Origin of the sequence: Microbacterium sp. LMX7-1.2 (assembly GCF_040675935.1) — a bacterium.
GTDB lineage: Bacteria > Actinomycetota > Actinomycetes > Actinomycetales > Microbacteriaceae > Microbacterium.
This window is the reverse complement of record NZ_JBEGIL010000001.1, coordinates 1,191,432-1,218,288: the sequence shown is the minus strand read 5'-3', so window position 1 is coordinate 1,218,288 and position 26,857 is coordinate 1,191,432. Positions and strand designations below refer to the sequence as shown.

The window sequence follows — 26,857 nt, the reverse complement described above, 5'->3', positions numbered from 1 at the left end:
TGGTCGAACCTCCCCTTCCGGGTAGGTTCAGCCGCGGGGATGCACCGCCACAGGCTCCGGCGACACGGCGATGCGCACACGGTCGCCGAAGGCGGGGTGGATGCCGGGAGAGTGCTGCAGGCGCACGAGCTCTCCCGACTCGGTGCGCACGAGCGTGCGGCGCATGCTGCCGAGGAACGTGCTCTCCTGCACGAGCGCGTCGGTCGCGGCATCCGCCTCCGAGGCGAAGTGCACGTTCTCGGGGCGCAGGAACACGTCGACCGGGCCGTCGGCCGGAGCCTGCAGGGGCAGACGCTGACCCCACAGGACGACGTGGTCGCCCTCGGCGACGCCGGAGACGACGCTGGACAGGCCGACGAACGCCGCGACCCCGGCGGTCGACGGCGTCGTGTACAGCTCCTCGGGCGTGCCGATCTGCTCGATGGTCCCGGCGTTCATGACGGCGATCCGGTCGGACACCGCGAGCGCCTCCTCCTGGTCGTGTGTCACGAACACCGTGGTGATGCCGAGACGCAGCTGGATGCGGCGGATCTCGTCGCGCAGCTGCACGCGCACCTTCGCGTCGAGCGCAGACAGCGGCTCGTCGAGAAGCAGCACCTTGGGCTCGGTGACCAGAGCGCGGGCGAGCGCCACGCGCTGCTGCTGACCTCCCGAGAGCTGATGGGGGAAGCGGTCGGCGAAGTCACCCAGCCCGACCAGGGCGAGGGCGTCGAGCGCCCGCTTGGTCGCCTCCGCCTTGCCGACACCGCGGCGACGCAGACCGAACGCGGTGTTGTCCACCACGCGCAGGTGCGGGAACAGCGAGTACGACTGGAAGACCATGCCGATGTCGCGCCTGTTCGTGGGGACGCGCGACACGTCGCCGCCGTCGAGGAGCACGGCACCGCTGTCGAGCCCCTCGAGCCCCGCCAGCACGCGGAGCAGAGTCGTCTTGCCGCAGCCGGAGGGACCGAGCAGCGACACGAACTCGCCCGGGGCGATGTCGAGGTCGACGCCGTGCAGCACCGTGTTGCTGCCGTAGCTCTTCACGATGCTCTGCAGCTGGACGCGGGTGCCCTCGCCGGCCTCGGCGAGCAGGATGTTGTCGGCGGTCTGGGGGAGGGTCATGAGCGGGCCTTTCCGGTGCCGCGCGCGACGCGGCCGATGAGGAGGAGCAGGACGAAGACGAACGCCAGCGCCAGCAGCGTGAAGATCGCCGGGGCGTAGGGGTCCTGCTTCTGCACGACGACCATGGCCGTCTGGAACACCTGGCGGTTGAGGAGCGAGGCGATCGTGTACTCGCCCAGCACCACCGCGATCGAGATGAGGGATGCCGCGAGCAGCCCCTGACGGAGGTTCGGGGCCAGCACCTTGAGCACGACAGTCGGCCAGCCGGCACCGAGCGAGCGGGCGGCCTCAGCCAGCGTGCGCAGGTCGGCGGCGTCGATCGACGCCTGGATCGACCGGTACGCGAACGGCAGCACGGTGATGCCGTACGCGAACGCGAGCGTCCACGTGCCGGTGCCGAGCGAACGACCGATCTGCAGATAGATCGGCGCGAGCCCGACCACGAGCACGATCGCGGGGATCGAGATCGGCAGAAGTACCGCGAACTCGAACGCGGGCTTGAGCCTGCCGAAACGGAGGTTGACCAGGATCATGGTCGGCGCGAGCAGGAGCAGCACGATCGCGACGGTCACGACCGCGAGGATCAGCGAGTTCCCGAGGCCCATCCAGATCGGACGGATCGCCGCGGACCTCTCGGGATCGAACAGAGCCGCCCAGCGCTCGAAGCCGAGCGTGCCGTCGGTCTGACGCAGCGTATACAGGAAAGTCGAGATCAGCGGGATCGCGAAGAAGGCTCCGACGAGGATGCCGATGATCCAGCGCGTCGCGGCGGAGGGAGCGAGACGGTTCACGACTGCCACCTCGCAGCCCGGCGCTGAATGAGGGAGTAGAGGGCCATGACGACTCCGACGATGACGATCATGCCGAGCGCGAGCGCTCCGGCGAGGTTCTCGCGACCGAGCACCGTCTCGCTGGTCAGCGAAGTGCGGATCTGCAGCGGTACGATCTGCGATCCCTGGCTCGCGAGCGCGGCGGCGGTCGCATAGGACGAGAAGGCGTTCGCGAACAGCAGCAGCAGGCTCGCGAGGAACGACGGCGCCAGCACCGGGATGCCGATGCGCAGCCAGAAGCTGGACCGTGTGCCGCCCAGGGTGAGGTTCGCCTCGGCCCACTGCGGCTTCAGCGCGGCGAGCGCCGGCATGAACGTGATGACCATGAGCGGGATCTGGAAGTAGATGTACGGGAGGATCAGGCCGGGCAGCTCGTAGAGCCACGTGCCGTTCTCGTAGATGTTGATCCCGAACGTGTCCTGCAGGAAGAGCTTCAGGATCCCCTGGATGCCGATCGTCGCGATGAACGCGAAGGCGAGCATGACGCCGCCGAACTGCGCGAGCACGCCGGCCGCGGCATCCACCGTCGAGCGCACGGCGCCCTCGGGGTTCATGCCGAGCAGGGCGTAGCAGACGAGGGCGCCGACGATCGCGCCGACCACGGCCGTCAGGAGCGACAGCCATGCCGAGTTGGCGAACGTCGTGAGCACCACGGGGTCGCCGAGGGCCGACACGTTCGTCCAGGTGAAGTCGCCGTCCTTCGTGAAGAACCCGGAGCCGATGGCGAGGACGGTCGGCACGGCGAGGAACAGCAGCACGTAGGCGGCGAAGGGGACGAGTCCCAGCCAGGCCGCGGACGGCGCCGAGCGCGGGGCCCGCGACGACGTCGCAGGCCCCGCGCTGTGCGGAGCGGAGGGGACGGGGGCGGATGCCGAAGCATCCGCCCCCGCTGCGATGGCAGTGGTCACTGGACCGCCGCTGCCCACTTCTCACCGAGCAGCGTGCCGGCGTTCGTGGACTGCTCCTCGGTCGGGACGACCGTCTCGGCCGGGACCTCGGGCAGGGCTGCGGCCAGGTCGGCGTCGATCGTGCCGGCCTCGGTCATGGCGTCCATGCGCGCCGGGCGGGCTCCGCCGGCGAGCCAGAGGTTCTGCACCCCGTCGCTGTAGAGGAACTCCTGCCACAGACGGGCAGCGGCCGGGTGCGGCGCGTCGACGTTCACGGCCTGGTTGTAGTAGCCGGCGTAACCGGTGCCGTCGAACACGACGACCTTCCAGTCCTTGTTGTCGGCGACGTGCGTGGCGTTCAGGTAGTCCCAGTCGAACACGACCGGCGTCTCGCCGCTCGCGATGGTCGCGGTGGTCACGTCGACCTTGAGGAGGTTGCCGGCCTTCTGGAGCTCGGAGAAGAAGTCGACGCCCGGCTGGTAGTCGTCGAGCGTGCCGTCGGACTGGACCGTCGCGAGGCCCACGGCCGCGAAAGCCGCACCTGCCTGCGTCGGGTCGCCGTTGATCGCGACGGCGCCCTTGTAGTCGGCGCCCAGGAGATCCTGCAGCGACTCGGGGGCCGGGAACTTCGAGGAGTCGTAGCCGATCGACATGTACCCGCCGTAGTCGCCGACGAAGAGTCCGGTGGACTCCTTGAGCGCGTCGGGGATGTCGTCCCACGTCTGGACCTTGTAGGGCGCGAAGTGGTCGGTGTTCTGCAGCGCGACCGTCAGGCCGAGGTCGAACACGTCGGGAGCGGTGTCGAGGCCCTTGTTGGTCTCGGCGGCCTGGATCTCCTCGGCGCTCGAGACGTCGGGCGACGCCTCGTTGACCGTGATCTCCGGGTACTTCTCCATGAACAGGTCGATGATCTGTCCGTAGTTCGCCCAGTCGCGGGGCAGGGCGATGACGTTGAGCTGGCCCTCGGCCTTGGCGGCGGCCTCGAGGTCGGCGAACGTGCCGAAGTCCTCGACGGAGGTCGCGGTCGCGGCGTCGACGGAGCCCTCGCCGGAGCCGGACGATGCGTCGGCCGCACCGGAGCAGGCGGTCAGGGCGAGGGCGGCCGTGGTGACCAGGGCGATGCCGGCGCCGATGCGCGCGCGGCGGATGATGCGAGACATGGGTGTCCTCTCGGTGTCCGGCACAGCATGCCGGTATTCGGGTTGCGAGAGGAAACTACGGCTCCGAAGTTGCCGATCGTGCGGGGGTGGGTGAACGGTCGGTGTCCGGATCGTGGCCGGATCGGATCGCAGGGGCGCGTCACCAGGACAGCTGTGCGCAGGGATGCAGGATGCGCGGCGTCGCGGTCGGAGCCCTGCAGTCTGACATCCTGGAGGGATGGACATCGGCAGTGTGCTCGGGCTCGAGCAACTCACCTGGGGCACGCTGATCCTCGTGGTCGTCGCGGCCTTCGCCGCAGGCTGGATCGACGCTGTCGTCGGCGGGGGAGGGCTCCTGCAGCTGCCCGCGTTGCTGCTGATCCCCGGGATCTCGCCGATCCAGGCCCTGGCGACGAACAAGCTCGCCTCGGTGTTCGGCACGGCCACGAGCAGTGTGACGTATTACCGACGGGCGAAACCCGACATCCGCACGGCGTTGCCCATGGCGGCGATCGCGCTCGTAGGATCCTTCGGCGGCGCGGCCGTCGCGACGGTGCTGCCCGCCGCCGCCTTCAAGCCCATCATCGTCGTGGCGCTGCTCGCGGTCGCGCTGTTCACGGCGTTCCGCCCGCAGATGGGCGCCGCGACGAAGCTGCGGTTCTCCGGCCACAAGCACTACATCACCGCCGGGATCGCCGGCCTCGTGATCGGCTTCTACGACGGCCTGATCGGGCCGGGGACGGGCACGTTCCTCGTGATCTGGCTCGTCGCGCTGCTGGGCTACGACTTCCTGCAGGCGAGCGCCAAGGCCAAGATCGTCAACCTCGCCACGAACGCCGGGGCGCTGCTGCTGTTCATCCCGCACGGCGCCGTGCTGTGGCTGCTCGGCGGCATCCTCGCGGTCGCGAACGTCGCAGGCAGCTACCTCGGGTCGCGCATGGCGATCTCGCGCGGGGCGACGTTCATCCGCGTGGTGTTCTTGCTCGTGGTGGTCGCGCTCATCGCGAAGCTCGGCGTCGACGTGTGGAACGAGAACATCGTCCCCGGACTCGCCGCGCTCCGCTGACACGAGAAGAGGCCCCCACCGCGGGTGAGGGCCTCTTCGTCTTGAGGTCAGGCCTCGTCGTCCTCGGGTTCGAAGTCCACGCCGGCCTCGGCGCGCTGCGCGGCCGTGATGGGCGCGGGAGCCGCGGTCAGCGGGTCGAAGCCGTTGCCGGACTTCGGGAACGCGATGACCTCGCGGATCGACTCGGTCTTCGACAGGTGCTGCAGCACGCGGTCCATGCCGAGCGCGATCCCGCCGTGCGGCGGGGCGCCGAACTTGAACGCCTCGAGCAGGAAGCCGAACTGCTCCTCGGCCACCTCGTCGCTGATGCCCATGACCTCGAAGACGCGCTTCTGGATGTCTTCGCGGTGGATGCGGATCGAGCCGCCACCGAGCTCCGAGCCGTTGCACACGATGTCGTACGCGTAGGCGAGGGCGGAGCCGGGGTCGGTGTCGAACGTCGCCTCGAACTCGGGCTTCGGTCCGGTGAACGCGTGGTGCACGGCCGTCCACGCGCCCGCGCCGACCGCGACGTCGCCCGAGGCGACAGCATCCGCCGCCGGCTCGAACATCGGGGCGTCGACGACCCAGGTGAACGCGAACTCGTCCGGGTTCAGGTAGCCGAGGCGACGGCCGATCTCGACGCGCGCGGCGCCGAGCAGCGCGCGGCTCTCCTTGGCCGAACCTGCGGCGAAGAACACGCAGTCTCCGGCCTCCGCGCCGACGAGCTCGGCGAGACCGGCCTGCTCGGCCTCGGACAGGTTCTTGGCCGCGGGGCCGCCGAGCGTGCCGTCCTCGTTGAACAGGACGTAGGCGAGACCGCGTGCGCCGCGCTGCTTGGCCCAGTCCTGCCAGGCGTCGAGCTGCTTGCGGGGCTGGCTCGCGCCGCCGGGCATGCGCACCGCACCGACGTACTCGGCCTGGAAGACCCGGAAGGGCGTCTCCGCGAAGTACTCGGTCGCCTCGACGAGCTCGAGGCCGAAGCGCAGGTCGGGCTTGTCGGAGCCGTACTTGGCCATCGCCTCGGCGTAGGTCATGCGCGGCAGCGGGGTCTGCACCTCGACGCCGATCGTCTTCCACATCGCGACGACGAGGCGCTCCATGAGCGCGATGACGTCCTCCTGGTCGACGAAGCTCATCTCGATGTCGAGCTGCGTGAACTCCGGCTGACGGTCGGCGCGGAAGTCCTCGTCGCGGTAGCAGCGGGCGATCTGGAAGTACTTCTCCACGCCGCCGACCATGAGCAGCTGCTTGAACAGCTGCGGCGACTGGGGGAGCGCGTACCAGCTGCCCGGGTGCAGGCGCGCGGGCACGACGAAGTCGCGGGCGCCCTCGGGGGTCGACCGCGTGAGAGTCGGCGTCTCGACCTCGGTGAAGTCCTCGGTGTGCAGCACGTCACGGATCGACTTGTACACGTCGGAGCGCAGTCGGAGAGCGGATGCCGCCTGCGGGCGACGCAGGTCGAGGTAGCGGTACTTGAGGCGCGCCTCCTCGCCGACGGTCTCGGTCTCGGCGAGCGCGGTCGACACCTGAAACGGCAGGGGAGCGGACTCGTTGAGCACGACGACCTCGGACGCGATGAGCTCGATCTCGCCCGTGGGCAGGTTCGGGTTCGCGTTGCCCTCGGGGCGACGCGAGACCTCGCCCGTGACCTGCAGCACGAACTCGTTGCGCAGCGGGTGGGCGATCTCCTCGTCGCGGATCACGACCTGGGCGATGCCCGATGCGTCCCGCAGATCGATGAACGCGACTCCTCCATGATCACGGCGGCGATCCACCCACCCCGTGAGGGTGACGGTCTGGCCGATGTGCTCGGCTCGCAGGGAGCCGGCGGAGTGAGTGCGAAGCACGGAGGATTCCTCCTGATCTGGGAAATGGTGAACCCGCCCATTCTACGGGGGCGCGCGGCGGGAGCCCGGCCGGTGGCATATCGGTCAGTATGATCGGCATCGACGAAAGGGCGCTCCCATGGACTCCAACGGCATCTCCGACCTCTACGCCTCGATCTTCTCGGGCACCACCGGGCTCATCGCCCTCGTCTTCTACGTTCTCGTCGTGATCGGGCTCTGGAAGGTCTTCACGAAGGCCGGGTACCCCGGCATCCTCGCGATCATCCCGATCGTGAACGTCGTCTTCCTCGTGAAGATCGCCGGGATGTCGGGCTGGTGGGCGCTGCTCTACCTGATCCCGGTCGTCGGCTGGATCCTCGGGATCGTGGTGGCGATCAAACTCGGCGAACGGTTCGGCAAGGGCGGCGTCTTCTCGTTCTTCCTGCTGTTCCTCTTCCCGTACATCGGCTACCTGATCCTCGGCTTCGGCGAGTCGCGGTACAGCAAGGTCTGAGATGCCGGCGTCGCGACTGCACCTCGTCCGCCACGGAGAGGTGCACAACCCGGCGCGGGTGCTGTACGGGCGGCTGCCGGACTACCACCTGAGCCGTGCCGGTCGCGCGATGGCCGCGGCCGCCGCGGATCACGTCGCGGAGCTCGATCGCCCGGTGGCCGCGCTGTACGCCTCACCGCTCGAACGCACGCAGGAATCGGCGGGGCCCTTCACCGAGCGCTTCGGTCTCGTGCCGGAGCTGGATCTGCGGCTGATCGAGCCGACGAACGTGTTCGAGGGCACGCAGATGAAGCGGTCGCTGATGAACCCCCTCAACTGGTGGCACCTGCGGCAGCCCTCGCTGCCGAGTTGGGGCGAGCCGTACACGTCGATCGCGGAGCGGATGCTCGGGATCATGGGTGAGGCGTGGGATGCCGTGGACGGCGGTGACGTCGTCATGGTGTCGCACCAGGCGCCGATCTGGATCACGCACCTGCGGGTGGCCGGTCTGCCGCTGCGGCACGACCCCCGTACCCGTCGTTGCGCGCTGTCGAGCGTGACGTCGTTCGAGCGCGTCGGCGACGTGTGGCGCGAGGTCGCCTACGCCGAACCGGCCGCGACCGGGGGCGCAGTCGACGTCGGCGCGGTCTGACTCCCACTCTCACCCGACCGTCTATTTCTGCCGAACGGCACAGATAGACCCTCCATTCGTGTCGTTCGGCAGAAATAGACGGTCAGTGGTCGGCGGCGATCAGGGACTGGATGACGCCGACGGCGGCGAGCTGCCCGGTTGTCGCGGCCATCATCACCGCGGCCATCGGTCCGGGCAGAGACGCCCGGTGCGCGAGGTCGCCCGCCGCGTAGACGCCGGGGACGCTCGTGCGACCGAAGTCGTCGATCTCGATCGCGCCGGACTCGAGCATCGCGAGGCCGAGCTGCTCGGCGAACGGCGCACGCTGACGCATCGTGCCGGAGGCGACGAAGATCCCGGCGACCTCGTGCTCGGCATCCGCGGTGCGCACGATCACGTCGTCACCGACGCGACCGACCGAGTCCACGGCGGTACCGCTGACTCGTGCGCCACGGGTCTCGAGCGCGGCGACCTCCTCGTCCGTGTAGGACTCGCCCACGGGCACGACCGTGATCTCGCCGACGATGCGTCCGAGCAGGGAGATCAGGTGCCCCGCTCTGGCGGCTCCTCCGAGGATCGCGATCGGCTTTCCGGCATGTTCGTGGCCGTCGCAGAACGGACACGAGAAGGCCTTGAGGCCCCAGAGCTCTGCAAGTCCCTCGACCGGCGGGAGGTCGTCGGCGATGCCCGTCGCGAGGATCACGGTGCGGGCGGATGCCGAGGCGCCACCCGGGAGCGACACGACGAAGTCGCCCTCGACCCCGCCGAGCGCCTGCACCGCGACGTCACGGATCTCGACGTCGGCGTACGCGGCGAGCTGCCCTCGGGCCGTGGCCCGGAACTCGGCGGGCGGCGTGCCGTCGTTCGCGATGACGTTGTGCATGTGCTGCACGGTGCCGTTGCGGTACTGGCCGGAGTCGAGCAGCAGGGTCGACCGGTGCATCCGGCCCAGCGTCAGGGCCGCCTGGAGTCCGGCGGGTCCGCCGCCGATCACGATCGCGTCATACATGGGATGTCCTCTCGGGGAGTTGCGTTCCCGACCAGTGTGTGACTTCATGTTGACATGAAGTCAAACGCCGAGCATCCGTGGTCCGTCGGCGAGGTCGCCGAGCGCTTCGATCTCCCCACCAACGTGCTGCGCCACTGGGAGTCCGTGGGGCTGCTCGATCCGCCGCGCGACAGCGCGGGACGGCGTCGCTACGGCGAGGACGAGGTCGTGCGCATCGCCGTGATCCAGCGCAGCAAGGCCGCGGGTATGACCCTCGATCAGATCGCCGTGCTGCTCGATGACAGCGCCCGGGGTCGGCATGAGGTGCTGCAGCAGCACCTCGACGACATCGATCGGCGCATGGAGGAGATGCGGCGCTCGCGCGAGATGACCGAGCACGCGATGGGATGCCGTGCGCACGACATCGCGACCTGCCCGCGGTTCCGTGCGGGTGTGGACGATGTGCTCGCGCGGTTCTGAGGAGCGCCCACCCGGCCCCTGTCCGGCCTACGCATAGGATCCCGCGCGTAAACTGGGAATCGTGCCACTCGCCTCGACGGACAGTCCGATCCGCAGCGGCCGCCCCTCCCGCATCCGGCGCTCTCGCCGTGCGGTCGGTGCCGCGCTCGCCGCGGTGCTCGCCATCGGCTTGAGCGCCTGCGCGCCCGATGCGGTCAGCGACTCCTTCCTCAGCGGCGACAACACCGGCTACGTGGCGGCCGACGGAGCCATCGTCGAGATCCCGGTCGCCGAGCGCGGCGAGCCCGTCGTGTTCGGCGGTGTCACCGAGGACGGCGAGGACTTCGACAGCGCCGACATCGCCGGCAAGGTCACGGTCGTGAACTTCTGGTACGCCGGCTGCGCCCCCTGCCGTCTCGAGGCGAAGGACCTCGAGACCGTGTGGCAGGAGCAGGGCGGAGACGACGTCGCTTTCGTCGGCATCAACACGCGCGACCAGCCCGACACCGCCAAGGCGTTCTCCGCCGAGTTCGGCATCACGTATCCGAGCCTGATCGACGTCGACACCGCGGAGGCGAAGCTCGCATTCGCGTCGGCCGTGCCGATCCAGGCGACGCCCACCACGCTCGTGCTCGACAAGCAGGGCCGCGTCGCCGCGAAGATCATCGGCCCGATCGACGGCACCTCCATCCTCTCGACGCTCGTCAAGGACGCGCTGGCGGAGGACTCGTGAGTCCGGCGGGGACGCCGTGAACCCCGAAGCCATCATCTGGTCCGGCGCGCTGTGGCTCGCGGTACCCGTCGCGATGCTCGCGGGTCTCGTCTCGTTCCTGTCGCCCTGCGTGCTCCCGCTCGTGCCCGGCTACCTCGGATTCCTCGGGGGCGCGGTGACCCCGCGCGGTGGGTCCGGGACGGCGGATGCTGCCGGGCCGACGACCCCCGGTCGGGGGCGCCTCGTGCTGGGAGTCCTGCTCTTCATCCTCGGCTTCAGCATTGTGTTCGTCGCGATCACCGCGCTCGGCGGCGTCGCGAACGTGTTCCTGATCCAGTGGGGTGAGCTGATCACCCGGATCCTCGGCGCCGTGATCATCCTCATGGGACTCGTGTTCCTCGGTCTCTTCGGCTTCGCGCAGCGCGAGCTCCGCTTCCACGTCGACTCGAAGTACGGCGTCATCGGCGCTCCGCTCCTCGGCATCGCCCTCGGCATCGGGTGGGCGCCGTGCCTCGGCCCCACGCTGACCGCGATCTTCGCCCTGTCGTTCAACGCCGGCGACCCTGTACGTGCCGGATTCCTCGGCCTCGCGTACTCGCTGGGCCTCGGCATCCCGTTCCTGCTTGTCGCGCTCGGCTTCGGGTGGGCGACGAAAGCGATCGGGTTCCTCCGCCGTCACATCCGCATCGTCAACATCATCGGCGGCGTGCTGCTGATCCTGCTGGGCGTGCTGATGGTGACCGGCCTGTGGACCGACATCATGTCTCGACTGACGGCGGTGATGGGCAGTGTCTTCCTCCCGCTCTGATCAGAAGCCGACGCACCGGAAGGACTCCGTGAGCACCAAAGACGACCGGTCCAGCGACCCGCTCCGCCCGTCCGACCACGTCGACGGCAGCGATGACTCGATCACCCAGCCGCGCCTCGGGTTCGTGGGCTGGTTGCGCTGGGGCTGGCGTCAGCTGACCTCGATGCGCACCGCGCTGATCCTGCTGCTGGTGCTGGCGATCGCGGCGATCCCCGGCTCGATCTTCCCGCAGCGCATGGCCGATCCGAACGGCGTCACGCAGTGGCAGCGCGACAACCCCGACCTCTTCCCGGTGCTCGACGGCCTGAAGATGTTCGACGTGTACCTGTCGCCGTGGTTCTCGGCGATCTACCTGCTGCTGTTCACGTCGCTCGTGGGCTGCGTGATCCCGCGCATCAAGCACCACGCGAAGGCGCTCCGTGCTCGGCCGCCCCGCACCCCGGCCCGGCTGAAGCGCCTCGCGGACTTCCGCGCGGTCCAGCGCACCTCGACGGATGCCGCGGCAGACGCCGCCGCGACGATCGATGTCGCCCAGAAGCAGCTCAAGGCCCTGGGCTATCGCGTCGAGCGCTACGACGACAAGCGGTCGTCGTCGGTCTCCGCAGAGCGCGGCTACTGGCGCGAGACGGGCAACCTGCTGTTCCACCTCGCCCTCGTGGGTGTGCTCATCACGATCGGCGTCGGCGGCGGGTTCGCGTACACCGGGCAGCGCGTGCTCGTCGAAGGGGAGACCTTCGCGAACACGCTGCTCGACTACGACTCCATGAACCGCGGACGGTTCGTCGGCGACGGCGCCCTCGCCCCGTACTCGATGCGCCTCGACAGCTTCGACGTGAGCTATCAGCCGTTCGGAGAGCCGGGCTCCGGCCAGGCCGGGAACTTCTCGGCGAACGTCACCGTGCAGGAGAACGGCGAGGAGCGCACGGGCGCCGTCAAGGTCAACGAACCGCTCGCGGTCGCCGACGACAACGTCTTCCTGCTCGGCAACGGTTACGCCCCGACGATCACCGTGCGGGATGCCGACGGCGACGTCGTCTTCACGAACAGCACCCCGTTCCTGCCGCAGGACAACAACATGACCTCGCTGGGCGTCATCAAGATCCCGGACGGGCTCGCGGAGCAGATCGGCCTCGTCGGCTTCTTCTACCCGACCACCGGTGTGCTCGACACCGGCGCGTTCTTCTCGGCGTACCCGGATCTCACCAACCCGACCCTCACGCTCGACGTGTACTCGGGCGACCTCGGCATCGACGACGGCGTGCCGCGCTCCGTGTACGTGCTCGACACCGACGGGATGACCAAGGTCACCGGCCGCGGCACCGATCTGGAGTCGATCGAACTCGCGCCGGGCGAGACCGCCGACCTCCCGAACGGCCTCGGCACCGTCACGTTCGAGGATGAGTCGCCGGACGGCGCGACCGACGCCTCGCAGTCGGTCAAGCGCTTCGCCTCGCTGCAGATCCACCGTGACGCCTCGGGCCCGTGGGTGCTCGGCTTCGCCCTGCTCGCCCTCGGCGGCCTCATGCTCGCGCTGTTCGTGCCGCGGCGGCGCGTGTGGGTCAAGGCCACGCCGGGCGACGGCGCGGTCGCGCTCGAGTACGCCGGTCTGGCTCGCGGTGAGGACCCGACGCTCGCGCTCGCGGTCGACGACCTCGTCGCCGGACACGCGCGCCTGCTCGACGCGGCCGGCGTCACGGCCGCGGTTCCCGAGACGGACGACGACGACGCGGAGGGCGTTTCGTCTCGCTCCGCTCGCTCAACGAACGGATCTGAGGGTGCGGAGGGCGTTTCGTCCGACTCCAGCCGCTCGACGACCGGGGCGGACGACGCCCCCGCATCCGACACCCCGAAAGTAGACTGACATCATGTTCGAACTCGAAGTGATCTCGCCCGTCCTGCTGTGGACGGCGATCGCGATCTACGCGGCGGCCTTCGTGGCCTACGCCTTCGACCTCGCGCGCCGATCGCAGCTCACGGCCGATGCCGCGAGTGTGCGGGAGTTCGAGCTCGTCGGTGCCGGCGCGGGAGGCGCCTCAGCCACGGGTACCGCGAAGGCCGAGTCGACGGCATCCGGCTCGGGCAGCGCTCCGCGGCGCTTCGTGATGGCTCGTATCGGCACATCGCTCACGATCCTCGCCTTCGTGTTCCACCTCGCGGCGACCCTGACCCGTGGCTTCGCGGCCGGTCGCGTCCCGTGGGCGAACCTGTACGAGTTCGCGATGACCGGCACGCTGCTGATCGTGGCGGTGTTCCTGGCCGTGCTCATCAAGCTCGATCTGCGCTTCCTCGGCACGTTCATCACTGGTCTCGTGGTGATCCTGCTCGGCCTCGCGGCGACGAACTTCTACGTCGAGGTCTCGCCGCTCATGGACCCGCTCAAGAGCGTGTGGCTCGTGATCCACGTCTTCGTGGCCTCGCTGGGCACGGCGTTCTTCGCGCTGGCCTTCTCGCTGTCGGTCATCCAGCTCATGCAGGCGCGGCGCGAGCGGCTGATCGCCGAGGGCGCGGAGAAGACCGGACCCGGGTTCCTGCGCACGTTCCCCGGCGCGGACCGCCTCGAGAGCATGGCCTACCGGTTCACGATCATCGGCTTCATCCTCTGGACGTTCACGCTCATCGCCGGGTCGATCTGGGCGTACTACGCGTGGAGCCGCTTCTGGGGCTTCGACGTCAAGGAGACCTGGACGTTCGTGATCTGGGTGCTGTACGCCGGGTACATCCACGCCAGGGCCACACGCGGCTGGCGGGGCAACCCCTCGGCATGGCTGTCGATCGTGGGCTTCTCGGCCGTCATCTTCAACTTCACGATCGTGAACGTCTTCTTCAAGGGTCTGCACGCCTACTCCGGCCTGAGCTGAGCCGCCCGGTCGGGTGCTGGCTCGTCAGCCGCTCAGGGGGATGACCTCGGAGTGCTCGACACCGCCGTCGTACCAGACGAGCTCGGCCTCGGAGATGATCTCCGACGGACGGTCGGCCAGATCCCGGACGGATGCTCGGGCGAGATCGTCCCACTCCGCGGTCGGCAGGGTCTTGCCGTAGGCAACCGACAGATGGAAGGTCCAGTCCTCGAGGCTCAGCTCGCCGAGGCGGCGGAAGTCCGTGCGGTCTAGGGCCTCGGTGAGGGTCGAGTACGCCGACACGAGAGAGGCGCTGCGCGCGAGGCGCAGGATCACGATCTGCCACGGCGTCGGGAACTGGTCGACCGCGTCGACTATGATCTCGATCGGGGCTTGCTGCGCCGCCCAGCCGCGGATCAGCGCGCGGAGCTCGTCCCGCCCCTCGGGTTCGTAGAAGCCCCGGAGCGTCACGTGCCCGGTGTGCGGGTGCGGGATGCGGGAGCGCTGAAGAGCCGCATCCTGCTCGGTCTCGTACAGCTCGGCGACGGCCCCGGTGGGGCGCAGCACCAGGTACTGCTGCCCGTCGAGGGAGGCGAGCTGCTCGGGGGTGTCCATGAACGGTCGGCGCATGCCCCCGATCGTACGGACCCGCACCGGCATCCGGTCGTCATGAAGCGCGTCGTGGGCGTCACACGCGAGCACGGCTTCGGATCTCAGACAGGACACGCCGCACTTCGGAGGGGAGATGCGGCGTGTCGGGACCCAGTTCCGACGTCGTGCCCGGGTCGGGAGCGGCGGTCAGGCCGTGGCGAGGGCCGCCTTGGCAGACGTCGTGCGCCGCAGGGCGACGGCCACGGTCGTCACGACGAGCGACAGCACTCCCCACACCACCAGGGCAGCGGCCGCTCCGCCGCTCGCCGAGATGAGGCCCGAGAACGCGGATGCCGTCGGCAGCGCCGCACCGAGATCGGCGAGCCACCCGGGCACGGTGGACACGAGTCCCGTCGCGATCGCGAGCACGCCGACCAGAGCGCTGATCCACCGTCCGATGCCTCCGAACACGGCGACGAGCGCCTGATTCACGGCGGCGAACGCGACGCCCGCGAGCACAGCCATGCCGGCGAACGCCCACCACGTGCCGGCGTCGTACCCCGCGACGATCTGCACGATGAGCGACACGAGCACACCCTGTGCGGCGCCGATCACGGCGGCCGGGGCGAAGGAGCGCAGCGCCAGCCCCGCGGAGGAGCGTCGCGAGGTGAGGGTGCGGGTCGTGTGCGCGCGCAGCACGAGGAACGACGCCATCGCGCCGAACCACAGGACCACCGCGGTGAGCAGCGGGATCGCGGTCGGTCCGAAGATCGTGGTCCCCGAGCCCTTCGCGGCGACCGGATCGGCGATCACCGACGCGAGCGAGGTCGACTCGTCATCGCTGAACGAGGGGAGCGAGTCGGATGCCGTGGCCAGGCCGCCCGCGAGGTCGCTCGTTCCGGTCGCCAGGGAGTCGAGTCCCGTGGTGAGCTCGGTCGCACCGGTCGCCAGGTCGGTCGCGCCGGACGAGAGCTGCGTCGCGCCGGAGGCGAGTGAGCGCGCACCGGAAGCGGACTGCACGAGGCCCTGATCGGCGAGCTGCGTGAGGCCGCCCGCGAGCTGCGTCGTGCCGGCCCCGGCTTGCGAGAGCTGGCCCGCGATCGTCGCGGTGGCCTGGGTGTTGACCTGCGTCAATCCGGCGGAGGTGCCTTCAGCGCCTGACGCAAGCGCCGCGAGGGTGTTGCAGTATTGCGCGCCGAGAACCAGCGGGTCGCACTGGGTGGCGAGCGCGCGTACGCCTGTGGCGACGTCTGCGGCGCCGGCACTCAGCTCCGTCGGGATGATCCCCTGCGCCTGCAGCTGCTGCGCGCCGGCCGTCAGTCCCTGCCCGATCGTGCTCGCGCCGCCCGCGGCCTCGCGGGTCTTCGCGGTGAGCGTGTCGAGTCCCGAGGCGAGCGAGGAGGCTCCGGTGCTGAGCTGCGTCGCCCCCGACGCCAGTTGCGTGGCGCCGTCGGGGATCGCGGCGGCGCCGGTGGCGGCATCCCGCGCACCGGAGGCGAGCTGTGCGGCTCCGTCGGCCGCCTCGCCGATCTGGTCGCCGATGGTCGTGAACCCGACGAGCACGTTCTTCATGGTCGCCTCCGACAGCATGGTGCCGGTGCTGGAGGCCGCGACGTCGGCGATCTGGCTCGTGATGAGGTCGTCTGCGACGAGGCCGTCCTCGGGCGTCGTGACGCGGATCGTCGCCTGCTCTGCCTCGCCTCCGCCGTCGGAGATCGCCTGCCCTGCGGAGGTCGCGGCTGCGGAGAAGTCCTCCGGAATGGTGACGACGGCCTGGTACGAGCCGTCGGCGAGGCCGTCCGCCGCATCCTCCTCGTTCGAGATCACCCAGGTGAGGTTGGAGTCCAGGTCGTCGGAGCCGTCGACCAGGCCGGCCGCGAGCTGCCGGCCGAGGGGCGTGAGCTGTCCGTCGATCGTGACGGGCTCGTCGAGGTTGACGATCGCCGCGGTCATCGAGTCGAGCCGATCCGTGGGGTTCTGCAGCGCGGCGACGAGGATGCCGCCGACCGCAGCGGGGAGCAGCAGGATGCCGAGGATCGTCAGCCAGGTGATCGGCTTGCGGGAGCGGGCGCGCTCGATGGGGAGGGTCATGCGTTCACCTCGGTCGTGTGGGTGGCTTCGGACGCGGGTTCGTGCCGACGCCCCTGTTCATCATCCGCGCCCCTGCCTGTTGACGTGACTGAGCCGGGGCGTCGACGCTCAGTGGGGGCGTCGATGTCGAGAAGGTCAGGAGAGGGGTGGCCGGCGGCGGTCAGGAGGTCGAGCGCGGACTGCGGGGAGACGGCGGTCACGACGAGCGCGGTCGACGGGTCGGCGTCGCGCAGGCGCGCGGCGAGCTGATCGCGCTCGGCGCGGCTCAGACGGTCGACGGCGTCGATCACGACGACCGCGGGACGGCCGCGCAGGGCCTCGGAGAGCTCGGATGCGGCAGCCGTGCCGTCCGCGACCAGCACGGTGCCGACGTGGGCACGCACCCAGGCGGCGCGACCGGGGAGCAGATGCCCGGCGACGCGGAGGCGTCCGTCGTCGGGGGTCGCACGCCCGGCGATCGCCAGAGCGAGCACGCGCAGGGCCCCGGACGACGATCCGCTGAGCACCGCCGCGCCGCGCGCGGGGACCCGCAGGTGCACGTGCTCCACACCGGCATCCGCGATCGAGAGGTCGTCGGCGGCGACGACCGAGTCGTCGCCCGGCCACTCGGCGAGGTGGCGCTCGCGCTCGACAGCCTCACCCTCGATGTCGACGCTCGGCAGGATCCTCTCGAGCCAGCCGGGGATCTGCCAGGCGCGTTCGCCGAGGATCGCCATGAGCGCGGGGATCAGCGTCATGCGCACCAGGAACGCGTCGATCGCGATGCCGGCGGCGAGTCCGAGCGCGATGGGCTTGAGCGAGGAATCGCCCTCGGGCACGAACGCGACGAACACCGCGAACATGATGAGCCCGGCTGCCGTCACGACCTTCGCCGAGCCCGTGAACCCGCTGCGCACGGCGCGCAGCGCGGCGGCGCGGCGGGTCGGTCGATCGGTGCTCTTGGCATCGGGGTCGTGCACGTAGTCCTCGCGCATGCGCGAGACGAGGAACACCTGGTAGTCCATCGCGAGCCCGAACAGCACGCCCATGAGGATGATCGGCATGAAGCTGATGATCGGTCCGACCTTGGCGACGTGCAGCAGGTCGGCGAACCAGCCCCATTCGAACACGGCGCCCACGATGCCGAATCCCGCGACGATCGACAGCAGGTAGCCGGCGGCGGCCGTGATCGGCACCCACAGCGAGCGGAACACGATCGTGAGCAGGATGAGCGACAGGCCGATCACGAAGATGCCGAAGGGAAGCAGGGCGTGGCCGAGCTGGTCGGAGATGTCGATGCCCACGGCGGTGAACCCGGTGACCTTGAGGTCGATGCCGTACTCGTCGAGCCACTCGTCATGGTGGGAACGCAGCTCGCGCACGAGGTCGGCGGTCGCGGGGTCGTCGGGGGCCGTCTCGGGGATGATCTGCACGATGCCGGTGTCGGCGGTCTCGTTCGGCGTGGAGAGCGCGACCTCCTTGACGCCGTCGATGGTCGCGACCTCGTCGCCCAGGTCCTGCATGAGGGTGAGCGGGTCGGTGGACGTGACGATCGTGCCGGTGAGGATCAGCGGGCCGTTGAATCCGGCACCGAACTCCTCCGCCACGAGGTCGTAGCTCTGGCGCGCTTCGTTGTCCTTCGGCAGCACACCCGCGTTCGGCAGCGCGAGGTTGAGGCTCAGTGCCGGGATCGCGACGATGCCGAGGCCGATCACGACCGCCAGCGACACCAGGATCGGGCGCTTCGTGACCCCGGTGACCCAACGGTCGCTGAAGCCGCGGCGGGGCGCCGGTGCCGGAGCATCCTTCTTCGGCTTCCGCTCACGGCGGGGTCGTCCGACGACCCGTCCCTTCATGAAGCCGAGCAGCGCGGGGGTGAGTGTCACGGCGATCGCGACGGCGACCGCGACGGCGGCGGACGCGGCGATGCCCATGGTGGTGAGGAACGGGATGCCGGCGAAGCCGAGGCCGATCAGCGCGATGAGCACCGTGACTCCGGCGAACACGACCGCGGAGCCGGCGGTGCCGACCGCGCGGGCCGTGGACTCCTCGGGGTCGACACCGTCTCGCACCTGATCCTGATGTCTCGCCATGATGAACAGCGCGTAGTCGATGCCGACGGCGAGACCGAGCATGAGGGCGAGCAGCGGGGTCGTGGACGAGACGGTCGCGAACGCGGTCGCTGCGAAGATCCCCGCCATCGAGATGCCGACGCCGAGCACGGCCGTGAGCAGGGGGAGACCCGCCACGACGAAGGAGCGGAACGTCACGATCAGCACGAGCAGCGCGATGAGGAGTCCGACCGCCTCGGTGAGGGTCACGCCGGGGATCGAGGTCGCGAACAGCTCGCCTCCGAGCGCGGTCTGCGATCCTTCCGGCAGCTCCTCCGCGAGATCGGCGACCACCGCGCGCAGATCGTCCTGGGTCTCGGCGGACACGTCAGTCGACTGCCCGTCGAACTGCAGACGGATGATGCCGGCCGTATCGTCGTCGTTGATCATGCCGCTGACGTTCTCGTCGTACGGCGAGGTGGCCGACAGCACGGAGTCGTCGAGGTCGGCGAGTCTAGCGACGGCATCCTCGATGTCCTGGCGGTACGGGTCATCGGCGATCGAGTCGCCGTCGGCGGCCACGACGATGATCTGCGCACTGGTGCCGCTCACCTGGGGGAAGGACCGGTTCAGCTGCTCCAGGCCGGCCTGCGACTCAGTGCCGGGGATCGAGAACGAGTTGTCCGTGCCCGCGCCGAGCACGAGCGCACCGGCCCCGGCGAGGCCGAGGGTGAGCAGCCAGGAGACGAGGACTCGCCAGGGGTGCCGGTAGGACCAGCGGCCGAGCGACGACAGGAGAGTGGACACGGGGCTCCTCCGAGAATGCGGGCTGGATACACGAGTGTATCCAATACATATCTGTATCGTAGGGTGATCCACCCGCCGGATCCTGTGTGCAGGGTGTGAGAATGAATGGTCCAGAGGAGGAAACGATGACGTCGCCCGCGACCCGCAGCCGAGAGAACACCCGCGCGAGACTGCTCGACGCCGCAGCCCAGGTGTTCGCCGAAGTCGGTCTCGACGGAGCTTCGGTCGAGGCCGTGTGCGAGCGCGCCGGCTTCACCCGAGGCGCGTTCTACTCGAACTTCGAATCCAAGGACGAGCTGTTCCTCATGCTCGCCGGCAGTGTCGCCGAGCAGCGCGTGGGCGCCGTGCGCGACCGCGTCGACGAGATCGCCGCCGACGGCGGGCTCGCCGAGGACTGCGACCCGATCGAACTCGTGCAGCAGATCATGGATGCCGGGAGCGACGACCGCCTGAACGTCATGCTGATGAGCGAGATCCGCATCCGTGCGCTGCGGGATCCGCAGTTCGGCGCCGCCTATCTCGCGCAGGAGCGCGAGATGGTGTCGAGCATCGCGAAGATCGTCTCCGACATCGTCGAGGCGAGCACGCTCGAACTCCGCATCCCGGCTGAGGCGGCCGCGCGCATGCTCATGATCATCTGGGAGGGCATGACCGTGCGCGGGGCGATGGCCGGCCGCGATGCGGCGCAGCTCCGCCACTCCGGCAGCGAGGAGCTCGGGCGACTCGTGCAGCTGCTTCTCGTCTGAGCGGCGTCGCCCGAGCGGCAGAGCGTGCGACGCGTCTCAGCGCGCCGCGAGCACGGCGTGGCAACGGCCGAGACGCTCCAGCCACCAGCCGCGACGGTCGGGCGCAGCGGCGAGGCGGTCGAGCGCACTAGCATCCGGCACCGCCCGTGCGGCCGCGATCGCCCCGTCGACCGGACGGCGATCCGCCACGTCGTCGAGGAACAGGGATGCCGTGCCGAGGCCGCAGTCGAAATCCAGCGCAGGCAGCGCCGCAGCCAGTGCCGCCCCCTGTGAGAGCCCGATCGCGGTGTCGAGCGCGCTGGACACGACCACGGGGAGGCCGGCGGCTGTGACGATCTGCAGGGCGTGAGTGACGCCGCCGAGCGGCTGCGCCTTGATGACGAGGAGGTCGGCGGCCTTCGCGCGGGCGACCGCGAGCGGGTCGTCGGACTTGCGCACGCTCTCGTCGGCGGCGATCGGGATGCCCATGTACTTCACGCGGGTACGCAGCTCGGCGAGCTCCTCGACCGACGCGCACGGCTGCTCGACGTACTCGAGGTCGAACTCCGCGAGCGCGTGCACGGCGTGCTCGGCCTCGTCGACGTTCCACAGCCCGTTCGCGTCGACGCGGATGCGCCCCTCCGGGCCCATCGCCTCACGCACCGCGCGCACGCGGGCGACGTCGTCCGCGAGCGAGTGGCCGGGCTCCGCGACCTTGACCTTCGCCGTCCGGCATCCTGCGAACCGCGCGAGCACCTCGGCCACGCGGGCGGCTTCCACGGCGGGTACCGTCGCGTTGACCCGGACCTGGTCCCGCACGGGCGCGGGCTGCGGGCGCCACGCGAAGTCGATGGCGGCGGCGAGCCAGCTCGACGCTTCCGCATCCTCGTATTCGAGGAAAGGAGAGAACTCGGCCCACCCCTCCGGTCCTTCGAACAGCAGCGCCTCGCGGTGGTCGACCCCGCGGAAGCGCGTGTGCATCGGGAGCGAGACGACCCTGGCCGAGTCGAGCAGGTCTGCGAGCGGCGGGAGCATGTGCCCATTCTGCTCCGCTCCGGCGGTGCACAGGGGAGGTGCGCTCGTGCGTCGGGATCAGCCGAGTCGCTTCTGCAGTTCGCCGAGGCGTTCGACGGGGCGGAATCCGAGCAGCGTGTTCACGGCGAGCATGTGCTCGTTCGACTCCGCGTTGTGCGTGTACACGGCTCCGACCTCGGGCGCCGTGCGGCTCAGCATGCGGAGGTTGGCGATCTTCACGGCGAGCCCGAGGCGGTGACCGCGGTCCCGTGATCGCACGAGCGTGCCCCACTGGTAGGCGTTGCCGTCGTCGGTCGACACGACGAGCTGCGAGTAGGCGGCGGCGGAGCCGTCGGGTGCCACCGCGATCGTGCCGACGGAGATGCGGCGCTGGCGCTCGATCAGGTCGTCGCTCTCGCGGATGCTGTCGACGTCGGGTGTCTGAGGGTCGATGTCCTTGTCGCCGGTCGGTGCCTCGGTCTCGAGCGAGGCGTCGAGGATCGCCCACTGCTCGATCAGATCGTCGGGCACGCGGCCGATCCAGGACCTCAGGTCGTACCTGCTGCTCGACGCCGCAGTCGTGCGCTCGTGCGCGCGGAGCACGTCTTCATCGAGGGGCAGGTCGAGGCGGCTCATGACATCGCCGAGGGCGAGGGCGTAGCCGTGGCGGCGGGCGAACTCCCGGCCGGGTGAGCCTGCGCCGTCGGGTCCGAGAGCGTGCGGCCACGAGGCCGAACCCTGGACTGTCGTGCGTCCCGCGCTGGACGCCTCGTTCTCGAGCAGCGCGAGCGCGCGGGAGCCGATGCCGCGTCGCCGGCACTCCGGCGGCACGCTCAGGCCGAGATGGGCGACGTGGGTGTTGTGCTTGAGGGGCAGTGCGAGGCTGGCCGACCCGACGACGGCATCGTCATCGTGGATCAGATACGCGCGCCGGTCGACGACCTCGGAGTGCTGTTGGAGTTCGCTGCGCGACTCCTCGCGCGTCCACACGATCGCGTCGTGACCGCGATCGGCTCGCTCGGCGGCCGCGTAGGCGTCCCACCAGGCGTCGACGGCCGCATCGTCGAAAGGGTCGATGAGTCGGAGGTCGAGGAGCATCCCTCCACGCTATCGAGGCGGCCGTCGACTGTGACGCACCTCATCCATACATGTGTCGTTGACAATGGTGTGTGACGCACAGTAATGTGACGAGCATGAACGAGACGCTCGACACGCACCTGCAGGAACTGCGCCGCGGCACCGTGGTGCTGGCCTGCCTGCAGCTGCTGCGCACCGCGGACTACGGCTATGCGCTGCTCGAACAGCTCGAGGCGCGCGGCTTCGCGACCGACGCCAACACGCTGTACCCGCTCCTGCGACGTCTCGAGAAGCAGGAGTACCTCACGAGCGAGTGGAACACCGACGAGGCACGGCCCCGCAAGTTCTACCGCACATCGGAGGCCGGCATCCGGCTCGCCGACACCCTCACCGACGAATGGCGCGCCCTCACCACCGCCATCGCCTCCCTCACCTCCGAGGAGAACTGACATGCCCAGCACCGCAACCCTCACCGAGCGCTACATCGACGCGACCGTGCGCAGCCTGCGTCCGGAGGCGCAGGACGACGTGCGCGCCGAGCTCGAAGCATCCATCGCGGATGCCGTCGAAGCCCGACTCGAGCAGGGCGAGAGCCCGGATGCCGCCGAGCGTGCGGTGCTCACCGAGCTCGGCGACCCCGGGGCGCTCGCCGCAGGGTACGCCGACCGGCCGCTCTACCTGATCGGGCCGCGGTACTACCTCACCTGGTGGCGGCTGCTGAAGCTGCTGCTGATGATCGTGCCGGTCTGCGTGCTCGCCGCGGTCGCCCTCGGACAGACGATCTCGGCCGCACCCGTGGGCGAGATCATCTCGACCGCCGTGGTGGCGACGGGTGGCACGATCCTGCACCTCTGCTTCTGGACCACGCTCGTCTTCGTGATCCTCGAGCGCGCCGGTGCCGACACCGGTGTGAAGTGGGACGTCGATCAGCTCCCCGAGGCGCGCGAGAAGGGGGTGGGGCGATCCGAGCTGATCGCGTCGCTCGTCTTCCTCGGCATCACCGTCGGCGCGCTGCTGTGGGACCGATTTCGCGGATTCGTGCAGGTCGAGGGTGACGCACTTCCGATCCTCAACCCGCAGCTGTGGCCCTGGGGCATTCTGACGCTGGGGCTGCTCATCGTCGCCGAGGCCGTCTTCGCGGTCGTCCTGTATCGCAGGCGCGGCTGGACTGCCGGGCTCGCCGTCGTCAACACGGTTCTGGCGGTCGCCTTCCTCGCGTGGACGGTGATCCTGCTGCTGCGCGGCGAGCTCGTGAACCCCGAGTTCCTCTCGCACTTCGTCGCGGCGGGCGGCGAGGGCTTCGCCGCCGGTGACGCGGAGGCCGCGGACGAAGGAGGGATCTTCCGGATCCTCGCCGTGATCCTCGGATTCGGCGTCGCGCTGGGCGTCGGGTGGGACATCGTGGACGGGTGGATCAAGACGGCGCGGGCCCGTCGTGGCTGATCCGCGCATCCCGTCGGCGATCTCGACAGGAATAGGCTGGATGCCGTGACCAGCGCATTCGTCTCCGACCTGTTCGACCCCGACGAGTGGACTCTCGCGCCCGGCGCCGAGGACTACACCGACATCACAGCGCACGTCACGCACGACGGCGGCGTCGCGCGTATCGCGTTCGACCGACCCGAGGTGCGCAACGCGTTCCGCCCGCACACGGTCGACGAGCTGTACCGGGCACTGGACATCGCCCGCCAGGACCCGCGCATCGGGGCCGTGCTGCTCACCGGCAACGGGCCGAGTCCCAAGGACGGCGGCTGGGCGTTCTGCTCCGGCGGCGACCAGCGCATCCGCGGACGCGACGGCTACAAGTACTCCGACGCTGAGGATTCGGTCGTTGAGCGAGCGGAGCGAGACGAAACGCGCGCACGCGCCGGACGCCTCCACATCCTCGAGGTGCAGCGACTGATCCGCTTCATGCCCAAGGTCGTGGTCGCGGTCGTCCCCGGCTGGGCGGCAGGAGGAGGGCACTCGCTGCACGTGGTGTGCGACCTCACGATCGCCTCGGCGGAGGAGGCGCGGTTCAAGCAGACGGATGCCGACGTCGGCAGCTTCGACGCGGGCTACGGCTCGGCGTACATGGCGAGGCAGACCGGGCAGAAGTTCGCGCGGGAGGTGTTCTTCCTCGCGGAGGAGTACTCGGCGCAGCGCGCGTATGAAGCCGGCGCCGTGAACCGCGTCGTGCCGCATACCGAGCTCGAGCGCGAGGCGCTGGCGATGGCGCGGACCGTGCTCACGAAGTCGCCGACGGCGATCCGCATGCTGAAGTTCGCGTTCAACGCGGTCGACGACGGGCTCGTCGGCCAGCAGGTGTTCGCGGGGGAGGCGACACGCCTCGCCTACGGCACGGATGAGGCCGTGGAGGGCCGCGACTCCTTCCTCGAGAAGCGCGACCCCGACTGGTCGTCGTTCCCCTGGCACTACTGAGCTCTCACGGGATCGGGCAGAGGACGGGGCAGATATGGTCGGACTGATCTCGATGGATGCGGAGGATCCGGCGCGGATGCGAGACGCCCTCGCCCGGGCCCTCGACGGCGGACAGGCCCTGGGCTTCGGCATGATCGGCGACGCGCCGGACTGGGTCCCGAGGGGCACCGCCGTCGTGATCGCGACCTCGGGGTCCAGCGGGGTCCCCAAACGGGTGGCCCTGAGCGGGGAGGCGCTGCGCGCGAGCGCCGAAGCCACGGCGCAGCGCATCGGTTCCGGGCGCTGGCTGCTCGCGCTTCCCGGCGGGTACGTCGCGGGGCTGCAGGTCGTGGTCCGTTCGATCCTCGCCGGCACGGAGCCGGTCGCGCTCGATGGCAGGTTCTCACCGCAGACCTTCGCGGAGGCGACGCTGTCGATGCTGCGGCCCGCGCCGGGCGACGGCATCCCCGAGCTCTACACGTCCCTCGTGCCGGCGCAGCTGTCGACGCTGCTCGATGCGGCAGCCGACGCCCCCGTCCGCGCGGCGCTCCGCGCCTACCGGGCGATCCTGGTGGGCGGTCAAGCGCTGCCGGAGCCACTGCGCGAGCGAGCGGCCGACCTCGGCGTGCGCCTCGTGCGCACCTACGGATCGACCGAGACGAGCGGCGGATGCGTGTACGACGGCGTGCCGCTCGAGTCGGTGGCGGTGCGGGCGGTGGACGGCGAGCTGCGCATCGCCGGCCCCATGCTCGCGGACGGCTACCTCGGCGACGGCGACCTCACGGCGCGGAACTTCACGCACGACGAGCACGGCATCCGCTGGTACCGCACGGGCGACCTCGGGCTCGTCGACGACGGGGTGGTGCGCGTGCACGGCCGCGCCGACAACGTGATCGTGTCGGGCGGGATCAACGTCTCGCTCGACCGGGTCGAGCGGATAGTGCGCCGCATCCCCGGTCTCAGCGGTGCCGTCGTGGTGGGCGTCGACGATGCGCGCTGGGGTGAGGCCTCGGTGATCGTCGCCGCGCGCGGCGAGGCCCTGCGTCGCAGCGAGTCGGATCAGCTCGTGCAGGCCCGCGAGGCCGTGGCCGAGGAGCTCGGCAAGCCTGCGCGCCCCGCCCGGATGGTGCTCGTCGACGTGCTCGACGTCCTCACCTCGGGCAAGCCCGACCGGGAGGCGATCCGTCGGGCGGTGGCCGACCTGCGCTGAGCGCACGGACTCGCCCGTCCCGAGCACGCACCACCTAGGCTCGTCGCGTGGAGATCCTGCGATTGGCCGGCGGCCCCGGTGTCGGCAAGAGCGCCGTGGCCTGGAAGGTCGCGCAGCGCCTGCGCGACGACGGTGTCCGCATCGGATACGTCGACATCGACCAGGTGGGAATGTGCTATCCCGCACCGAACGACGATCCGGACCGATGGGCTCTCAAAGAACGGGCGCTGGAGCGGATCGCGCGAGGACACGAGTCCGCGGGGGCGCAGGTGCTCGTGGTGTCGGGCGTCGCGGAGACCCGTATCCCGCCGCCGCGACACGGGCATCCGGTGACGTCGATCTGGCTGGATGCCTCGGAGCCCGTGCGTCGCGTTCGGCTGACCGCCCGGGATTGGACGGAGCAGCAGGTGCGGCAGGCGCTGACGGCCGGCACTGCGGAGTCCGCCCACGCGCATCCGGAGTGGATCCGGCTGCCCACCGACGACCTCGTGACCGAGGAGGTCGCCGACCGGGTGCTCGACACTCTGCGGCTCTCGGACGTCCCGGCTCCCGAGCCCGATCGCCGGGAGACCGCCGCCTCCCGCGCACGCGGGATCGTGCTCTGGATCACCGGCCCGCGCCTGGCCGGCGCGTCGACCGTCGGCTGGCGGATCGTCTCCGATCGCTGGGCCGCCGGCGTCAGAACCGGATTCGCGGATGCCGCGCAGCTGGCGTTCGCACCCGATGCGCGCGGTGCGGCGGTCGCCGGGGTGGTCGCGCTGCACGAGGTCTTCGCCGACGTCGGGGCGGAGCACCTCGTGGTCGTCGCCCCGGACACCATCGCGCCGGACGACGTCGTCGCCGCCTTCCCTCACGCCGATGTGGTCATCGTCCGGCTCGAGGCCGACGAGCGTTCGCGGCGTGCGCGGGCCGACGAACGCCGCGCGGGGCGAGGCCCGATCCTCGCTGGTGACGACGTGGCCGGAGCAACCGACGCGGAGATCGAGGCGCTGATCGCCGCGCAGGGGTCCCGGTCGGATGTGCCGGGTGTGCTCGTCGTCGACAACTCCGGACTCGACGCGACCGCCGCGACCCGCGCCGTACGGGCGGCGCTCGCCGCAGACGATCGCCCGGATCGCCGCCGACCGCGTTCCTGACACACTGGAGC

Annotated in this window: 25 protein-coding genes; 14 read left to right on the top strand and 11 right to left on the bottom strand. The window is 70.1% G+C overall.

Going from position 1 to position 26,857, the window contains the following annotated elements:
- Positions 1-27: 27 nt before the first annotated feature.
- Genes MRBLMX7_RS06005 through MRBLMX7_RS05990 form a run of 4 tightly spaced genes read right to left on the bottom strand, consistent with a single transcriptional unit; the run spans position 28 to position 3,984 of the window.
- On the bottom strand, positions 28-1,107 hold the full coding sequence (locus MRBLMX7_RS06005) for an ABC transporter ATP-binding protein (protein WP_363366646.1): 1,080 nt from the start codon (positions 1,105-1,107) through the stop codon (positions 28-30).
- On the bottom strand, positions 1,104-1,898 hold the full coding sequence (locus tag MRBLMX7_RS06000; protein WP_363366644.1) for an ABC transporter permease: 795 nt from the start codon (positions 1,896-1,898) through the stop codon (positions 1,104-1,106). The genes MRBLMX7_RS06005 and MRBLMX7_RS06000 overlap by 4 nt, the downstream gene beginning before the upstream one ends.
- A complete protein-coding gene (locus tag MRBLMX7_RS05995) occupies positions 1,895-2,845 on the bottom strand; it encodes an ABC transporter permease (RefSeq protein ID WP_414685087.1) in 951 nt (316 codons plus the stop codon). The genes MRBLMX7_RS06000 and MRBLMX7_RS05995 overlap by 4 nt, the downstream gene beginning before the upstream one ends.
- Positions 2,842-3,984, bottom strand: coding sequence for an ABC transporter substrate-binding protein (locus MRBLMX7_RS05990; protein ID WP_363366642.1), 1,143 nt, complete (start codon positions 3,982-3,984; stop codon positions 2,842-2,844). Before MRBLMX7_RS05990 ends, MRBLMX7_RS05995 begins: the two co-directional genes overlap by 4 nt.
- A 217-nt stretch (positions 3,985-4,201) precedes the next feature.
- Here MRBLMX7_RS05990 and MRBLMX7_RS05985 point away from each other — a divergent pair, with 217 nt between their 5' ends.
- Positions 4,202-5,029, top strand: a complete 828-nt coding sequence (locus MRBLMX7_RS05985; RefSeq protein ID WP_363366640.1) for a sulfite exporter TauE/SafE family protein — start codon at positions 4,202-4,204, stop codon at positions 5,027-5,029.
- A gap of 47 nt (positions 5,030-5,076) precedes the next feature.
- Here the strand turns inward: MRBLMX7_RS05985 and aspS are convergent, their stop codons facing one another.
- A complete protein-coding gene (gene aspS, locus MRBLMX7_RS05980) occupies positions 5,077-6,858 on the bottom strand; it encodes an aspartate--tRNA ligase (protein WP_363366638.1) in 1,782 nt (593 codons plus the stop codon).
- 118 nt (positions 6,859-6,976) lie between these two features.
- Here aspS and MRBLMX7_RS05975 point away from each other — a divergent pair, with 118 nt between their 5' ends.
- Positions 6,977-7,351 (top strand): DUF5684 domain-containing protein, encoded by a 375-nt coding sequence (locus MRBLMX7_RS05975; protein WP_363366636.1) that lies wholly within the window; start codon positions 6,977-6,979, stop codon positions 7,349-7,351.
- 1 nt (position 7,352) lies between these two features.
- Entirely contained in the window at positions 7,353-7,982 is a 630-nt protein-coding gene (locus MRBLMX7_RS05970; protein WP_363366634.1) for a histidine phosphatase family protein, read from the top strand.
- A gap of 82 nt (positions 7,983-8,064) precedes the next feature.
- Here the strand turns inward: MRBLMX7_RS05970 and MRBLMX7_RS05965 are convergent, their stop codons facing one another.
- Positions 8,065-8,970 (bottom strand): NAD(P)/FAD-dependent oxidoreductase, encoded by a 906-nt coding sequence (locus tag MRBLMX7_RS05965; protein WP_363366633.1) that lies wholly within the window; start codon positions 8,968-8,970, stop codon positions 8,065-8,067.
- Positions 8,971-9,024: 54 nt separating this feature from the next.
- Here MRBLMX7_RS05965 and MRBLMX7_RS05960 point away from each other — a divergent pair, with 54 nt between their 5' ends.
- The 5 genes from MRBLMX7_RS05960 to ccsB all read left to right on the top strand — a co-directional run bounded on the left by MRBLMX7_RS05960 (position 9,025) and on the right by ccsB (position 13,786).
- Entirely contained in the window at positions 9,025-9,429 is a 405-nt protein-coding gene (locus MRBLMX7_RS05960) for a MerR family transcriptional regulator (protein ID WP_363366632.1), read from the top strand.
- Positions 9,430-9,490: 61 nt separating this feature from the next.
- Positions 9,491-10,141, top strand: coding sequence for a TlpA family protein disulfide reductase (locus MRBLMX7_RS05955; protein WP_363366631.1), 651 nt, complete (start codon positions 9,491-9,493; stop codon positions 10,139-10,141).
- A 16-nt stretch (positions 10,142-10,157) separates the two neighbouring features.
- On the top strand, positions 10,158-10,928 hold the full coding sequence (locus MRBLMX7_RS05950; RefSeq protein ID WP_363366630.1) for a cytochrome c biogenesis CcdA family protein: 771 nt from the start codon (positions 10,158-10,160) through the stop codon (positions 10,926-10,928).
- Positions 10,929-10,956: 28 nt separating this feature from the next.
- Positions 10,957-12,789: a cytochrome c biogenesis protein ResB gene (gene resB / locus MRBLMX7_RS05945; protein ID WP_363366629.1), complete on the top strand. Its 1,833-nt coding sequence runs from the start codon at positions 10,957-10,959 to the stop codon at positions 12,787-12,789.
- A gap of 4 nt (positions 12,790-12,793) precedes the next feature.
- Positions 12,794-13,786, top strand: coding sequence for a c-type cytochrome biogenesis protein CcsB (gene ccsB, locus MRBLMX7_RS05940; protein ID WP_363366628.1), 993 nt, complete (start codon positions 12,794-12,796; stop codon positions 13,784-13,786).
- 24 nt (positions 13,787-13,810) lie between these two features.
- On the opposite strand, the gene MRBLMX7_RS05935 is transcribed toward ccsB, so the two are convergent.
- From MRBLMX7_RS05935 to MRBLMX7_RS05925, 3 genes are all read right to left on the bottom strand, one after another.
- Positions 13,811-14,395, bottom strand: a complete 585-nt coding sequence (locus MRBLMX7_RS05935) for a 2'-5' RNA ligase family protein (protein WP_363366627.1) — start codon at positions 14,393-14,395, stop codon at positions 13,811-13,813.
- 168 nt (positions 14,396-14,563) lie between these two features.
- A complete protein-coding gene (locus MRBLMX7_RS05930) occupies positions 14,564-16,447 on the bottom strand; it encodes a YhgE/Pip family protein (RefSeq protein ID WP_363366626.1) in 1,884 nt (627 codons plus the stop codon).
- Positions 16,444-19,284: an MMPL family transporter gene (locus tag MRBLMX7_RS05925; RefSeq protein WP_363366625.1), complete on the bottom strand. Its 2,841-nt coding sequence runs from the start codon at positions 19,282-19,284 to the stop codon at positions 16,444-16,446. The genes MRBLMX7_RS05930 and MRBLMX7_RS05925 overlap by 4 nt, the downstream gene beginning before the upstream one ends.
- A 125-nt stretch (positions 19,285-19,409) precedes the next feature.
- Between MRBLMX7_RS05925 and MRBLMX7_RS05920 the strand changes: the two genes are divergently transcribed.
- The gene (locus MRBLMX7_RS05920; RefSeq protein ID WP_363366624.1) at positions 19,410-20,030 is read left to right on the top strand and encodes a TetR/AcrR family transcriptional regulator; all 621 of its coding nucleotides are present in this window, start codon (positions 19,410-19,412) and stop codon (positions 20,028-20,030) included.
- A gap of 36 nt (positions 20,031-20,066) precedes the next feature.
- On the opposite strand, the gene MRBLMX7_RS05915 is transcribed toward MRBLMX7_RS05920, so the two are convergent.
- Both MRBLMX7_RS05915 and MRBLMX7_RS05910 read right to left on the bottom strand, forming a co-directional pair.
- Complete coding sequence (locus MRBLMX7_RS05915) at positions 20,067-21,044, bottom strand: o-succinylbenzoate synthase (RefSeq protein WP_363366623.1); 978 nt, start codon at positions 21,042-21,044, stop codon at positions 20,067-20,069.
- A gap of 57 nt (positions 21,045-21,101) precedes the next feature.
- Positions 21,102-22,121, bottom strand: coding sequence for a GNAT family N-acetyltransferase (locus MRBLMX7_RS05910; protein ID WP_363366622.1), 1,020 nt, complete (start codon positions 22,119-22,121; stop codon positions 21,102-21,104).
- A gap of 95 nt (positions 22,122-22,216) precedes the next feature.
- Between MRBLMX7_RS05910 and MRBLMX7_RS05905 the strand changes: the two genes are divergently transcribed.
- From MRBLMX7_RS05905 to MRBLMX7_RS05885, 5 genes are read left to right on the top strand one after another with little or no spacing between them, the layout of a single operon-like run.
- Complete coding sequence (locus MRBLMX7_RS05905; RefSeq protein ID WP_363366621.1) at positions 22,217-22,549, top strand: PadR family transcriptional regulator; 333 nt, start codon at positions 22,217-22,219, stop codon at positions 22,547-22,549.
- A 1-nt stretch (position 22,550) separates the two neighbouring features.
- On the top strand, positions 22,551-23,543 hold the full coding sequence (locus tag MRBLMX7_RS05900) for a permease prefix domain 1-containing protein (RefSeq protein WP_363366620.1): 993 nt from the start codon (positions 22,551-22,553) through the stop codon (positions 23,541-23,543).
- 45 nt (positions 23,544-23,588) lie between these two features.
- Positions 23,589-24,521: a 1,4-dihydroxy-2-naphthoyl-CoA synthase gene (locus MRBLMX7_RS05895; RefSeq protein WP_363366619.1), complete on the top strand. Its 933-nt coding sequence runs from the start codon at positions 23,589-23,591 to the stop codon at positions 24,519-24,521.
- Positions 24,522-24,555: 34 nt separating this feature from the next.
- Positions 24,556-25,710, top strand: a complete 1,155-nt coding sequence (locus MRBLMX7_RS05890) for an AMP-binding protein (RefSeq protein ID WP_363366618.1) — start codon at positions 24,556-24,558, stop codon at positions 25,708-25,710.
- 47 nt (positions 25,711-25,757) lie between these two features.
- Positions 25,758-26,846, top strand: coding sequence for an AAA family ATPase (locus MRBLMX7_RS05885; RefSeq protein ID WP_363366617.1), 1,089 nt, complete (start codon positions 25,758-25,760; stop codon positions 26,844-26,846).
- Positions 26,847-26,857: the final 11 nt, after the last annotated feature.

Bases quoted from the DNA above. Each gene is read 5' to 3' on its own strand.
- MRBLMX7_RS05960 (WP_363366632.1), top strand. From the start codon at position 9,025: ATGAAGTCAAACGCCGAGCATCCGTGGTCCGTCGGCGAGGTCGCCGAG.
- MRBLMX7_RS05905 (WP_363366621.1), top strand. From the start codon at position 22,217: ATGAACGAGACGCTCGACACGCACCTGCAGGAACTGCGCCGCGGCACC.
- MRBLMX7_RS05915 (WP_363366623.1), bottom strand. From the start codon at position 21,044: ATGCTCCCGCCGCTCGCAGACCTGCTCGACTCGGCCAGGGTCGTCTCG.
- MRBLMX7_RS05990 (WP_363366642.1), bottom strand. From the start codon at position 3,984: ATGTCTCGCATCATCCGCCGCGCGCGCATCGGCGCCGGCATCGCCCTG.
- MRBLMX7_RS05970 (WP_363366634.1), top strand. From the start codon at position 7,353: ATGCCGGCGTCGCGACTGCACCTCGTCCGCCACGGAGAGGTGCACAAC.
- MRBLMX7_RS05975 (WP_363366636.1), top strand. From the start codon at position 6,977: ATGGACTCCAACGGCATCTCCGACCTCTACGCCTCGATCTTCTCGGGC.
- MRBLMX7_RS05985 (WP_363366640.1), top strand. From the start codon at position 4,202: ATGGACATCGGCAGTGTGCTCGGGCTCGAGCAACTCACCTGGGGCACG.
- MRBLMX7_RS05890 (WP_363366618.1), top strand. From the start codon at position 24,556: ATGGTCGGACTGATCTCGATGGATGCGGAGGATCCGGCGCGGATGCGA.
- MRBLMX7_RS05930 (WP_363366626.1), bottom strand. From the start codon at position 16,447: ATGACCCTCCCCATCGAGCGCGCCCGCTCCCGCAAGCCGATCACCTGG.
- MRBLMX7_RS05920 (WP_363366624.1), top strand. From the start codon at position 19,410: ATGACGTCGCCCGCGACCCGCAGCCGAGAGAACACCCGCGCGAGACTG.
- MRBLMX7_RS05900 (WP_363366620.1), top strand. From the start codon at position 22,551: ATGCCCAGCACCGCAACCCTCACCGAGCGCTACATCGACGCGACCGTG.
- MRBLMX7_RS05935 (WP_363366627.1), bottom strand. From the start codon at position 14,395: ATGCGCCGACCGTTCATGGACACCCCCGAGCAGCTCGCCTCCCTCGAC.
- MRBLMX7_RS05910 (WP_363366622.1), bottom strand. From the start codon at position 22,121: ATGCTCCTCGACCTCCGACTCATCGACCCTTTCGACGATGCGGCCGTC.
- MRBLMX7_RS05965 (WP_363366633.1), bottom strand. From the start codon at position 8,970: ATGTATGACGCGATCGTGATCGGCGGCGGACCCGCCGGACTCCAGGCG.
- ccsB (WP_363366628.1), top strand. From the start codon at position 12,794: ATGTTCGAACTCGAAGTGATCTCGCCCGTCCTGCTGTGGACGGCGATC.
- MRBLMX7_RS06005 (WP_363366646.1), bottom strand. From the start codon at position 1,107: ATGACCCTCCCCCAGACCGCCGACAACATCCTGCTCGCCGAGGCCGGC.